This window comes from Pseudomonas nitroreducens, from assembly GCF_010994165.1.
Lineage (GTDB): Bacteria > Pseudomonadota > Gammaproteobacteria > Pseudomonadales > Pseudomonadaceae > Pseudomonas > Pseudomonas nitroreducens.
Map to the genome: position 1 here is coordinate 740,618 of NZ_WMBX01000001.1, position 12,681 is coordinate 753,298.

11 protein-coding genes are annotated in these 12,681 nt (G+C 65.2%); all 11 read left to right on the plus strand.

Features of this window, described 5'->3' with window-relative positions:
- Positions 1-499: 499 nt before the first annotated feature.
- Complete coding sequence (locus GJV37_RS03530; RefSeq protein ID WP_024766330.1) at positions 500-1,279, plus strand: ABC transporter substrate-binding protein; 780 nt, start codon at positions 500-502, stop codon at positions 1,277-1,279.
- Between the two features lie 140 nt (positions 1,280-1,419).
- A complete protein-coding gene (locus GJV37_RS03535) occupies positions 1,420-2,109 on the plus strand; it encodes an ABC transporter permease (protein ID WP_169889832.1) in 690 nt (229 codons plus the stop codon).
- 280 nt (positions 2,110-2,389) lie between these two features.
- Positions 2,390-3,088 (plus strand): ABC transporter permease, encoded by a 699-nt coding sequence (locus tag GJV37_RS03540; RefSeq protein WP_037017106.1) that lies wholly within the window; start codon positions 2,390-2,392, stop codon positions 3,086-3,088.
- Positions 3,089-3,098: 10 nt separating this feature from the next.
- Positions 3,099-4,211: a succinylglutamate desuccinylase/aspartoacylase family protein gene (locus GJV37_RS03545; protein ID WP_170858279.1), complete on the plus strand. Its 1,113-nt coding sequence runs from the start codon at positions 3,099-3,101 to the stop codon at positions 4,209-4,211.
- Positions 4,212-4,228: 17 nt separating this feature from the next.
- Positions 4,229-4,993, plus strand: a complete 765-nt coding sequence (gene aotP, locus GJV37_RS03550; protein ID WP_024766334.1) for an arginine/ornithine transport ATP-binding protein AotP — start codon at positions 4,229-4,231, stop codon at positions 4,991-4,993.
- A gap of 37 nt (positions 4,994-5,030) precedes the next feature.
- Complete coding sequence (argR, locus tag GJV37_RS03555) at positions 5,031-6,014, plus strand: transcriptional regulator ArgR (protein WP_170858280.1); 984 nt, start codon at positions 5,031-5,033, stop codon at positions 6,012-6,014.
- Between the two features lie 400 nt (positions 6,015-6,414).
- Positions 6,415-7,635: an aspartate aminotransferase family protein gene (locus tag GJV37_RS03560; protein ID WP_045210109.1), complete on the plus strand. Its 1,221-nt coding sequence runs from the start codon at positions 6,415-6,417 to the stop codon at positions 7,633-7,635.
- Between the two features lie 152 nt (positions 7,636-7,787).
- Positions 7,788-8,804, plus strand: a complete 1,017-nt coding sequence (gene aruF, locus GJV37_RS03565; protein ID WP_170858281.1) for an arginine/ornithine succinyltransferase subunit alpha — start codon at positions 7,788-7,790, stop codon at positions 8,802-8,804.
- An 11-nt stretch (positions 8,805-8,815) separates the two neighbouring features.
- Positions 8,816-9,835: an arginine N-succinyltransferase gene (gene astA, locus GJV37_RS03570; protein ID WP_170858282.1), complete on the plus strand. Its 1,020-nt coding sequence runs from the start codon at positions 8,816-8,818 to the stop codon at positions 9,833-9,835.
- A gap of 25 nt (positions 9,836-9,860) precedes the next feature.
- Entirely contained in the window at positions 9,861-11,327 is a 1,467-nt protein-coding gene (gene astD / locus GJV37_RS03575) for a succinylglutamate-semialdehyde dehydrogenase (RefSeq protein WP_193452146.1), read from the plus strand.
- A complete protein-coding gene (gene astB / locus GJV37_RS03580; protein ID WP_193452147.1) occupies positions 11,327-12,673 on the plus strand; it encodes an N-succinylarginine dihydrolase in 1,347 nt (448 codons plus the stop codon). Before astD ends, astB begins: the two co-directional genes overlap by 1 nt.
- Positions 12,674-12,681: the final 8 nt, after the last annotated feature.

Genomic DNA, 12,681 nt, shown 5'->3' on the forward strand with positions numbered 1-12,681 from the left:
CCGCTCCTGGCTTGTGAGCTTGTTCAAGTCTGTCGCCGCGGCAGGTCCATCCGCTCTTACCGTGTGCTTCCTGCCCACCGGTAACATTTCCCTGCGACAAAATGAGGCGTCAGGAAACAATTCGCACAGCTTGGGAGTGTCTTTTCTGTCAGTGCGGAATGAGTCAATATCGCGCACCCCGCGCAGTGTCAGGGTATGGGTGTTTATGGCCCAATAACTGCAAGTAAATTAGGTTTTACTCCCCGCTTTAAGATCACGTAAAATCCGCGCCGTCAAGCCGCCGGGGCTCTGTCTCCGGCGCTTCTATAATTAGTTGTCGCATTGAAGAAATAACCGCTTCGGGGCTGTCGCTAGAATGCCGCTCACCCCGGTAGGCGCGCTTTTCACAAGAATCGCGCCGGCAATGCGCAGACGAACAATAACCTTCACTTCTGCACGGGCAGCCTGGGCCAACCCCTTTCTCCTGCCAATCGAAGTCCTACCCTCGAAGGAGTTACTGATGAAGAAGTTTGCACTTCTCGGTGCGCTGGCCCTGTCCGCGCTTTCCCTGGTTGCCCACGCTGACGACAAGCCGGTCCGCATCGGCATCGAAGCCGGTTATCCGCCTTTCTCCTTCAAGACGCCCGATGGCAAGCTCGCCGGTTTCGACGTGGATATCGGCAACGCCCTGTGCGAAGAGATGAAGGTCAAGTGCACCTGGGTCGAGCAGGAGTTCGATGGCCTGATCCCGGCGCTGAAGGTTCGCAAGATCGACGCCATCCTCTCGTCGATGACCATCACCGACGAGCGCAAGAAGTCCGTCGACTTCACCAACAAGTACTACCACACCCCTGCGCGCTTCGTGATGAAGGCAGGCGTGACCCTGAATGACCCGCTGGTCGACCTGAAGGGCAAGAAGGTCGGTGTGCTGCGCGCCTCCACCCACGACCGCTACGCCACCGACGTCCTGGCCCCGGCCGGCATCGAAGTGGTGCGCTACAACTCGCAGAACGAAGCCAACATGGACCTGGTCTCCGGCCGCATCGACGCGACCATGGCCGACTCGGTCAACCTCGACGACGGCTTCCTGAAAACCGACGCCGGCAAGGGCTACGCCTTCGTAGGTCCGGAATACAACGATCCGAAGTACTTCGGTGGTGGCGCCGGCATCGCCGTGCGCAAGGGCGATACCGCCCTGGCCGAGAAATTCAACGCGGCCATCGCCGGCATCCGTGCCAACGGCAAGTACAAGGAAGTACAGGACAAGTACTTCAAGTTCGACGTCTACGGCGAGAACTGATCCACGTCCGGAAGTGGCGCAAACCCAGGCCTGACCCTGAAGTTTGTGCCACTTTTTTATTGGGGGTGAGCCTGCAATGGCGCTCGCCCTGAGCGTCCGTGTCGTTGCGGGCGGCGTCCGGTTTCATGAGGTAGGAAATTATGCTCAATGGCTACGGAGCCACCATCGTCGATGGTGCCTGGCTGACGCTTCAGCTCTCCCTGCTGTCGATGGCGCTGGCGATCGCGCTGGGTCTGCTCGGTGCGGCCATCCGCCTGTCGCCGGTGAAATGGCTGGCCTGGTGCGGCGACCTCTATTCCACCGTGATCCGCGGCGTACCGGACCTGGTGCTGATCCTGCTGATCTTCTACGGCGGCCAGGCCGCGGTGAACTGGGTCGCGCCGATGGTCGGCTATGACGACTACATCGACCTCAACCCGTTCGCCTCCGGTGTCGGCACCCTGGGCTTCATCTTCGGCGCGTACCTCTCCGAGACCTTCCGTGGCGCCTTCATGGCCATCCCGAAAGGGCAGGGCGAGGCCGGCTTCGCCTATGGCATGAGCGGGCTTCAGGTGTTCTTCCGCATTCAGGTACCGCAGATGATCCGCCTGGCCATTCCGGGCTTCACCAACAACTGGCTGGTGCTGGTCAAGGCCACCGCGCTGATCTCCGTGGTCGGCCTGCAGGACATGATGTTCAAGGCGAAGCAGGCCTCGGACGCCACCCGCGAACCCTTCACCTACTTCCTCGCCGTGGCGGCGTTGTACCTGGTGGTCACCACCGTCTCCCTGGTACTGCTGCGCATGCTCGAACGCCGCTATTCGGTCGGCGTGAAAGTCGCCGAGCTGTAGGAGGACCTGTTGATGTTTGGCAATGACCGCGACGGAGCCGCATTTTGCGCAGGGCAAGGCGCGAGGAGAGAGATTTGGTGATTCCAAATGACCGACGAGTAACGCAGCACTGCGCAAAATGCGGCCCGTCCCTTCGGGTTGCGCGGCAAATCACGCCATGCGTCGTTGCGGGACTTGCCAAGGGAGCGACCATTGCCGGCGTCCCGCGTCTAGCCTGGCGTGATTTGTCGCGGCAACGCGGCTCATTGCCAAACATCAACAGGTCCTCGGGAGCCTGATCATGATCTTCGACTTCTCCGTCATCTGGGACAGCCTGCCGCTCTACTTCAGCGGCCTGCTGGTGACCCTCAAGCTGCTGGCCATCTCGCTGTTCTTCGGCCTGCTCGCGGCGGTGCCGCTGGCGCTGATGCGCTGTTCGAAGAACCCGGCGGTGAACCTGCCCGCCTGGCTCTACACCTACGTGATCCGCGGCACCCCGATGCTGGTGCAGCTGTTCCTCATCTATTACGGCCTGGCGCAGTTCGCCGTGGTGCGCGAAAGCTTCCTCTGGCCGTGGCTGTCCAACGCCACCTTCTGCGCCTGCGCCGCGTTCGCCATCAACACCAGCGCCTACACCGCCGAGATCCTCGCCGGCAGCATTCGCGCCACGCCGCATGGCGAAATCGAAGCGGCCAAGGCCATGGGCATGTCGCGCCTGAAGATGTATCGCCGCATCCTGCTGCCCTCGGCGCTGCGCCGCGCACTGCCGCAGTACAGCAACGAAGTGATCATGATGCTGCAGACCACCAGCCTGGCGTCCATCGTCACCTTGGTGGATATCACCGGCGCCGCGCGCACCGTGTACTCGCAGTACTACCTGCCGTTCGAGGCGTTCATTACCGCCGGCATCTTCTACCTGATCATGACCTTCACCCTGGTGCGCCTGTTCAAGCTGGCCGAACGCCGCTGGCTGGCCTATCTCGCGCCGCGCAAGCACTGAGGAAAAGACCGTGGAACGTATCGATCATCTGCTGCCGTGGAGCAGCCTGGGCAGCGAACGTCGCCTGAGCGTATTCCGCTACGGCAAGGGCTCGCGCAAGGTCTATATCCAGTCCAGCTTGCATGCCGACGAGTTGCCGGGCATGCGCACCGCCTGGGAACTCAAGCAGCGCCTGGCCGACCTCGAGTCGCGCGGGCAACTGAACTGCGTTGTCGAACTGGTGCCGGTGGCCAACCCCATCGGCCTGGGTCAGACCCTCCAGGCCAGCCACCTGGGCCGTTTCGAGTTCGCCAGCGGGAAGAACTTCAACCGCGATTTCGTCGAGCTGAGCGCTCTGGTTGCCGAGCGTGTCGGCGAAAAGCTGGGCGCTGACGAAGCCGCCAACGTCGAGCTGATCCGCCAGGCCATGCGCGACGGCCTCGACGCGCTGCCGCCGGCCTCGTCCGAGCTGCAGGGCATGCAGCGCATCCTGCTGCGCCACGCCTGTGATGCCGAGGTCGTACTCGACCTGCACTGCGACTTCGACGCCGCCATCCATGTCTACGCGATCCCGCAGCACTGGCCGCGCTGGAAGTCCCTGGCCGCGCGCCTGAAGGCTGGCGTGGCGCTGCTCGCCGAAGACTCCGGTGGCAGTTCCTTCGATGAATCCTGCTCGCTGCCCTGGCTGCGCCTGGCGCAAGCATTCCCGCAGGCGGCGATTCCGCTGGCGTGCCTGGCGACCACCGTCGAGCTGGGCGGCGTAGGCGATACCCGCGTCGACCAGGCGCAGGACAATTGCGAAGCCATCCTCGGCTTCCTGGCCGAGCAGGGCCTGATCGCCGGTGACTGGCCGGCGGCTCCGGCCGAGTGCTGCGAAGGCATGCCCTTCGAAGGTACCGAATACCTCTACGCGCCCCACGTCGGTGTCGTGAGCTACCTGCGCAAGGCGGGGGAGTGGGTGGAGAAGGGCGACGCGCTGTTCGAAGTGGTCGACCCGCTGAACGACAAGGTCAGCACCGTACGCGCCGGGACCTCCGGCGTGCTGTTCGCCATCGAGCGTGGGCGCTACGCCCAGCCAGGGCTTTGGCTGGCCAAGGTGGCCGGGCGTGAGCCGTTCCGCAAGGGCCGGCTGATCAACGACTGAATTCGAGAACCGACACCATGTACAAACTTGAAATCCAGGACCTGCACAAGCGCTACGGCACCCATGAGGTGCTCAAGGGCGTCTCCATGGCGGCCAAGGCAGGCGACGTGATCAGCATTATCGGCTCCTCCGGCTCGGGCAAGAGCACCTTCCTGCGCTGCATCAACCTGCTGGAGCAGCCCCACGCCGGCAAGATCCTGCTCAACGGCGAAGAGCTCAAGCTCACCCCGAACAAGGACGGTGCGCTCAAGGCCGCCGACGCCAAGCAGCTGCAGCGCATGCGCTCGCGCCTGTCGATGGTGTTCCAGCACTTCAACCTGTGGTCGCACATGAGCGCCCTGGAGAACGTCATCGAAGCGCCGGTCCATGTGCTCGGCGTGTCGAAGAAAGAGGCGCTGGAGAAGGCCGAGCACTACCTGGCGAAAGTCGGCGTGGCGCACCGCAAGGATGCCTATCCCGCACACATGTCCGGCGGCGAGCAGCAGCGCGTGGCGATTGCCCGTGCCCTTGCGGTCGAGCCGGAAGTGATGCTGTTCGACGAGCCGACCTCGGCGCTCGACCCCGAGCTGGTTGGCGAAGTGCTGAAGGTCATGCAGGACCTGGCGCAGGAAGGCCGCACCATGGTGGTGGTGACCCATGAAATGGGCTTCGCCCGCGAGGTCTCCAACCAGCTGGTGTTCCTGCACAAGGGCCTGGTGGAAGAGACGGGCTGCCCGAGGGAAGTCCTCGCCAATCCGCAATCGGAACGGCTCAAGCAGTTCCTTTCCGGCAGCTTGAAGTAAGCTGTCTGTTATTCGCACCGTTGGGTGAACCTGCCGCATGACCGCACAACGCATCGGATTCCTGCTCTGGCCGCACACGCGGGCGCTGACCCTCGCGCTGGCCGAGGAGGCCCTGCGGGTCGCCCGCCGGCTGCACCCTGAAGCGCTCTACGAACCAGTGTTCATGAGTGCCGAGCCGGTGGCCGAAGCGGACGGCTGGCGCCTGCCGGGGCAGTCCTGGAACGGTGTGCTGGACCAGTGCCAGCGTATCTTCCTGGTCGCTGACGAGATTCCCCAGACGGTCTCCGCGCCGCTGGGCGCCGTGCTCAAGCAGCTGTCGCGCAGTGGTGTGAGCATCGGCGCGCTGTCTGCCGGCATCTACCCGCTGGCGCAGCTGGGCCTGCTCGATGGTTACCGCGCCGCCGTGCACTGGCGCTGGCACGACGACTTCACCGAGCGTTACCCGAAGGTCATCGCCACCAATCACCTGTTCGAGTGGGATCGCGACCGCCTGAGCGCCTGCGGCGGCATGGCGGTGCTCGACCTGCTGCTGGCCGTGCTGTCCCGCGACCACGGTGCGGAACTGGCGGGCGCGGTTTCCGAAGAGCTGGTGGTGGAGCGCATCCGCGAAGGCTCCGAGCGCCAGCGTATCCCGCTGAAGAACCGCCTCGGCTCCAGCCACCCGAAGCTCACCCAGGCGGTGCTGCTGATGGAGGCGAACATCGAGGAGCCGCTGACCACCGACGAGATCGCCCAGCACGTGTGCGTCTCGCGCCGCCAGCTGGAGCGCATCTTCAAGCAGTACCTGACCCGCGTGCCCAGCCAGTACTACCTGGAGCTGCGCCTGAACCGTGCGCGGCAGATGCTCATGCAGACCAGCAAGTCGATCATCCAGATCGGCTTGTCCTGCGGCTTCTCCAGCGGCCCGCACTTCTCCAGCGCCTACCGCAACTTCTTCGGCGTGACCCCACGCGAAGACCGCAACCAGCGCCGCGGCCAGGGCGCCGCCGAAGCCGCTCCGGTGGTCGCCGAGCGCGGTTGACGGCTCATTCTGTAGCGCCGTAGGGCGAATAACCTGGAACAGGTTATCCGCCGTTCCGGGCACGGCGGATAACGCTGGCGCGTTATGCGCCCTACGACTCTCTCGCCGGATACGTCGGCTTCATGCGGTTCGCGAGCAAGCTCGCTCCTACAGAATTACCCTCTCTGTCTTATTCCTGACCGTTCGTTCGCCGTGCGAACAAATTCCACGCCCTCTTGTACCCGCAGCAGTCCGCAAGCCTTACACTGCGCCTTCCCGACGCTTTCTGTCGCATTTCCGTAAGCCTCGGCAATTCGCGGGTTGGCGCTATAACAAGTTGTCGCATGGCGGCAATGCCGGCCCGCTGATCGTCCCTACAATCCATTCATCGATAGCCGCCTCACCAGGCAGGAGAACACCGATGTCCGCTCCGCAAGCTCAGGTCCAACGCTCCGACTTCGACCAGGTCATGGTTCCCAACTATTCGCCGGCTGCCTTCATTCCGGTGCGTGGCGAAGGCTCGCGAGTCTGGGATCAGAGCGGCCGAGAGCTGGTGGACTTCGCGGGCGGTATCGCGGTGAGCTCGCTGGGTCACACCCACCCGGCGCTGATGCAGGCGCTGACCGAGCAGGCCGGCAAGATCTGGCACGTCTCCAATGTGTTCACCAACGAGCCGGCCCTGCGCCTGGCCAAGAAGCTGATCGATGCCACCTTCGCCGAGCGCGTGTTCTTCGCCAACTCCGGCGCCGAGGCCAACGAGGCCGCGCTGAAACTGGCACGCCGCTATGCCCATGACGTATATGGTCCCGAGAAGTACGAGATCATCTCGATGGTCAACAGCTTCCACGGCCGCACTCTGTTCACCGTCAACGTCGGTGGCCAGGCCAAGTACTCTGATGGTTTCGGCCCGAAGGTCGAAGGCATCACGCACATTCCGTTCAACGACCTGGAAGCCCTGAAGGCGGCCATCTCCGACAAGACCTGCGCCGTGATCATCGAGCCGGTGCAGGGCGAGAGCGGCGTGCTGCCGGCCGACAAGGCGTACCTGGAAGGCGTGCGCAAGCTGTGCGACGAGAACAACGCGTTGCTGATCTTCGATGAAGTGCAGAGCGGCTTCGGTCGTATCGGCTACCTCTACGCCCACCAGTACTACGGCGTGAACCCGGACATCCTCTCCAGCGCCAAGGGCCTGGGCGGCGGCTTCCCGATCGGCGCCATGCTGACCACCGCGAAGATCGCCGAGCACCTGGTCGTCGGCACCCACGGCACCACCTACGGCGGCAACCCGCTGGCGTGTGCGGTCGCTGGCGCCGCCTTCGACGTGATCAACACCCCGGAAGTGCTCGAAGGCGTGAAAGCCAAGCACGAACGCTTCAAGGTCCGCCTGGAGAAGATCGCCGCCGAGTACGGCATCTTCACCCAGGTGCGCGGCATGGGCATGCTGATCGGCGCGGTGCTCAACGACGCCTTCAAGGGCAAGGCCAAGGACGTGCTCAACGCCGCCGAGAAGGAAGGCGTGATGGTCCTGCAGGCCGGCCCGGACGTGGTGCGTTTCGCGCCCAGCCTGGTGATCCCGGACGCCGACATCGACGAAGGCCTGGATCGCCTCGAGCGCGCCATCGCCAAGCTGACCCGCGGCTGATCCCCCGGCTACGCTGAAGCGGCGGGGCACGCGCCTCGCCGCCTGACCGGCCGGGTCGTCCCGGCTGGTGCTTTCGAATGCCCTGATGAGTGCGGCACGGGTTGTGTCGCGCCTGCCAATCACGAATTTTGTCTGGTTAGAGGAGTGACGCCATGCTGGTGATGCGCCCCGCCCAAGTGGCCGACCTGCAGCAAGTGCAGCGTCTCGCCGCGGACAGCCCGGTCGGCGTCACGTCGCTGCCGGACGACGCGGAACGCCTGCGCGAGAAGATCCTTGCCTCGGAGGCCTCGTTCGCCGCCGAAGTGAGCTTCAACGGTGAAGAGAGCTATTTCTTCGTGCTCGAGGACACCGACACCGGCCGCCTGGTCGGCTGCTCGGCCATCGTCGCCTCGGCCGGTTTCTCCGAACCGTTCTACAGCTTCCGCAACGAGACCTTCGTGCACGCCTCCCGCGAGCTGAAGATCCACAACAAGATCCACGTCCTCTCGCTGTGCCACGACCTCACCGGCAACAGCCTGCTGACCAGCTTCTACGTCGAGCGCGAACTGGTGAACACGCCGATCGCCGAGCTCAACTCCCGTGGCCGCCTGCTGTTCATGGCCAGCCACCCGGAGCGCTTCGCCGACGCGGTGGTGGTGGAGATCGTCGGCTACAGCGACGAGCAGGGCCAGTCGCCGTTCTGGAACGCCATCGGGCGCAACTTCTTCGACCTCGACTACACCGAGGCCGAGAAGCTCTCGGGGCTGAAGAGCCGCACCTTCCTCGCCGAACTGATGCCGCATTACCCGATCTACGTGCCGCTGCTGCCGGATGACGCGCAGGAGGCCATGGGCCAGGTGCATCCGCGCGCGCAGATCACCTTCGACATCCTGATGCGCGACGGCTTCGAATCCGACAACTACGTCGACATCTTCGACGGCGGCCCGGCGCTGCACGCGCGCACCTCGGGCGTCCGTTCCATCGCCCAGAGTCGCCAGGTGCCGGTGCGCATCGGCGAGGGCGGCAAGGGCAATCGCGGTTACCTGGTGACCAACGGCCAGTTGCAGGATTTCCGCGCCATCGTCGTCGAACTCGACTGGGTACCGGGCAAGCCCGTGACTCTGAACCAGCAAGCCGCCGAAGCCCTGGGCATCGGCGAGGGCGCCAGCGTGCGCCTGGTTGCGATCTGAGGGGAGAGAGCATGATCGTCCGTCCCGTAACCAGCGCCGACCTGCCGGCTCTTTTCGATCTGGCGCGCAGCACCGGCACCGGCCTGACCACACTGCCGGCCAATGAACAGCGTCTGCAGCACCGCGTGAACTGGGCCGAAAAAGCCTTCCGCGGTGAGGCCGAGCGCGCCGATGCCGACTACCTGTTCGTCCTCGAAAACGATGACGGCAAGGTGGTGGGGATTTCCGCCGTCGCCGGTGCTGTCGGCCTGCGCGAGCCCTGGTACAACTACCGCGTCGGCCTGACCGTCAGCGCTTCGCAAGAGCTGGGTATCCACCGCGAAATTCCCACGCTGTTTCTAGCCAACGACCTCACCGGCCAGTCCGAGCTGTGCTCGCTGTTCCTGCATGCCGACCACCGCGCCGGCCTGAACGGTCGTCTGCTGTCCAAGGCGCGCTTCCTGTTCATCGCCGAGTTCCGCGAGCTGTTCGGCGACAAGGTGATTGCCGAGATGCGCGGCATGTCCGACGCGACTGGCCGTTCGCCGTTCTGGGAAAGCCTGGGCCGGCACTTCTTCAAGATGGAGTTCAGCCAGGCCGATTACCTGACCGGCGTGGGCAACAAGGCCTTCATCGCCGAGCTGATGCCCAAGTTCCCGCTCTACAGCTGCTTCCTCTCCGAGGATGCGCGTGAAGTGATCGGCCGTGTCCACCCGGACACCGAGCCGGCGCTGGCCATGCTCAAGGCCGAGGGCTTCAGCTACCAGGGCTACGTCGACATCTTCGATGCCGGCCCCGCCATCGAGGCGCCGACCGAGAAGATCCGCGCCATCGCCGACAGCCAGAACCTGGTGCTGGCCATCGGCACGCCGGGCGATGACGCCGAGCCCTTCCTGATCCACAACCGCAAGCGCGAGGAGTGTCGCATCACCGCCGCGCCCGCGCGCCTGGCCGCCGGTTCGCTGGTGGTCGATGCGCAGACTGCCAAGCGCCTGCGCCTGTCCGCCGGGGCCTCGGTCCGCGCGGTGCCTCTCTCCGGAAAACGCAACTGACGCCGCCCGGCGTCAGGGGAGCCTGATGATGAATACCCACTACATTGCCGGCCAGTGGCTGGCAGGCGAAGGCGAGCCGCTGGAATCGCTCTGCCCGGTCAGCCAGGCCGTTGTCTGGTCCGGCCGTGCTGCCTCCGAGCAGCAGGTCGCCGCTGCTGTCGCTGCCGCACGCAACGCCTTCCCGGCCTGGGCGCGCCGCCCGGTGGAAGAGCGCATCGCCGTGCTGGAGCGCTTCGCTGCTACGCTGAAAGGCCGTTCCGAGGAACTGGCCCGCGCCATCGGCGAGGAAACCGGCAAGCCGTTGTGGGAAGCTGCCACCGAAGTGACCAGCATGGTCAACAAGGTCGCCATCTCGGTCCAGGCTTTCCGTGAGCGCACCGGCGAGAAAAGCGGCCCGCTGGCCGACGCGACCGCCGTGCTGCGCCACAAGCCGCACGGCGTGGTTGCCGTGTTCGGCCCGTACAACTTCCCCGGCCACCTGCCCAACGGCCATATCGTGCCGGCGCTGCTGGCAGGCAACGCCGTGGTGTTCAAGCCCAGTGAGCTGACTCCGAAAGTGGCCGAGCTGACCCTGCAGGCCTGGGTCGAGGCGGGCATTCCCGCTGGCGTGATCAACCTGGTCCAGGGCGCCCGCGATACCGGCGTGGCGCTGGCAAGCAACGACGACATCGACGGCCTGTTCTTCACCGGCTCCAGCCGCACCGGCAACCTGCTGCACAGCCAGTTCGGCGGTCGCCCGCAGAAGATCCTCGCGCTGGAGATGGGCGGCAACAACCCGCTGGTGGTCGACGAAGTGAAAGACGTCGACGCCGCCGTCTACACCATCATCCAGTCCGCCTTCATTTCCGCCGGCCAGCGCTGCACCTGTGCCCGCCGCCTGCTGGTGCCGCAGGGGACCTGGGGCGACGCGCTGCTGGAGCGCCTGGTCGCCGTGGCCTCGACCATCAAGGTCGGCCGCTTCGACGAGCAGCCGGCGCCCTTCATGGGTTCGGTGATTTCCCTTGCCGCCGCCGAGCATCTGATCAAGGCCCAGGACAATCTGCTGGCCAAGGGCGCCAAGCCGCTGCTGGCGATGACCCAGCCGCTGGCTACCGCCGCGCTGCTGACCCCCGGCATCCTCGATGTGACTGCCGTGGCCGAGCGCCCGGACGAAGAGTTCTTCGGCCCGCTGCTGCAGGTGATCCGCTACGCCGACTTCGACGCCGCCGTGCGCGAAGCCAACGCCACCCAGTACGGTCTGGCTGCCGGCTTGCTGTCGGACTCGCGCGAGCGCTACGAGGACTTCCTCATCGAGAGCCGCGCCGGCATCGTCAACTGGAACAAACAGCTGACCGGCGCGGCCAGCAGCGCGCCATTCGGCGGCATCGGCGCCTCCGGTAACCACCGCCCGAGCGCCTACTACGCAGCCGACTACTGCGCGTACCCGGTCGCCTCGCTGGAGAGCGACAGCCTGAGCCTGCCTGCAACCCTGACTCCGGGAGTGAGCCTGTGATGACCGCCTATGAAATGAACTTTGACGGTCTGGTCGGGCCGACGCACAACTACGGCGGCCTGTCCTACGGCAACGTCGCTTCGCAGAGTAACAGCCAGGCGGCGTCCAACCCGCGCGAAGCGGCGAAACAGGGCCTGTCGAAAATGAAGGCGCTGATGGAGCTGGGCTTCAAGCAGGGCGTGTTCGCCCCGCAGGAGCGTCCGGCTGTGGCCTCGCTGCGCGCCCTGGGCTTTTCCGGCAGCGATGCCGAAGTGATCGCCAAGGCGGCCAAGGAAGCCATGCCGCTGCTGGCCGCCGTCAGCTCGGCGTCCTGCATGTGGACCGCCAACGCCGCCACCGTCAGCCCCAGCGCCGACACTGCCGATGGCCGCCTGCATTTCACCGCCGCCAACCTGAACTGCAAGTTCCATCGTTCCATCGAACATCCGCAGACCAGCCGCATCCTCGCGGCGATGTTCAACGACGAGCAGTGCTTCGCCCACCACGCCGCGTTGCCGGCGGCCGCCCAGTTCGGCGATGAGGGCGCGGCAAACCACACGCGCTTCTGCAAGTCCTACGGCGAAGCCGGGGTGGAGTTCTTCGTGTTCGGCCGCAGCGCCTTCGACAGCCGCTTCCCGGCGCCGCAACGCTACCCGGCGCGGCAGACCCTGGAAGCCTGCCAGGCGGTGGCCCGCCTGCATGGCCTGAGCGATGACGGTGTCGTCTACGCCCAGCAGAACCCGGCGGTGATCGACCAGGGCGTGTTCCACAATGACGTGATCGCGGTTGGCAACGGCGAAGTGCTGTTCCACCACGAAGACGCCTTCCTCGATACCGAGCGCGTCCTCGCCGAACTGCACGACAAGCTGGGCCGCCGTGGCGGCCGCTTCCGCGCCGTGTGCGTGTCGCGCGACCAGGTCACGGTCGAGGACGCGGTGAAGTCCTACCTGTTCAACAGCCAGCTGCTCACCCGCGCCGACGGCAACATGTTGCTGATCGTCCCGGAGGAGTGCCGCAAGAACGAGCGCGTGTGGAACTACCTGTCGCGCCTGACGGCCGAGGACGGCCCGATCCGCGAGGTGAAGGTGTTCGACCTCAAGCAGAGCATGCAGAACGGCGGCGGCCCCGCTTGCCTGCGCCTACGCGTGGCGCTGAACGACACCGAACTGGCGGCGGTCAATCCCGGCGTGATCATGACCCCGACCCTGCACGACACCCTGGTCACCTGGGTCGACAAGCACTACCGCGATCGCCTGGCCGAGTCCGATCTGGCCGACCCGCAACTGCTGGTCGAGTGCCGGACGGCGTTGGATGAATTGAGTCAGATCCTTAAACTGGGCTCGGTTTATCCGTTCCAGCAGAACTGACGACCCGC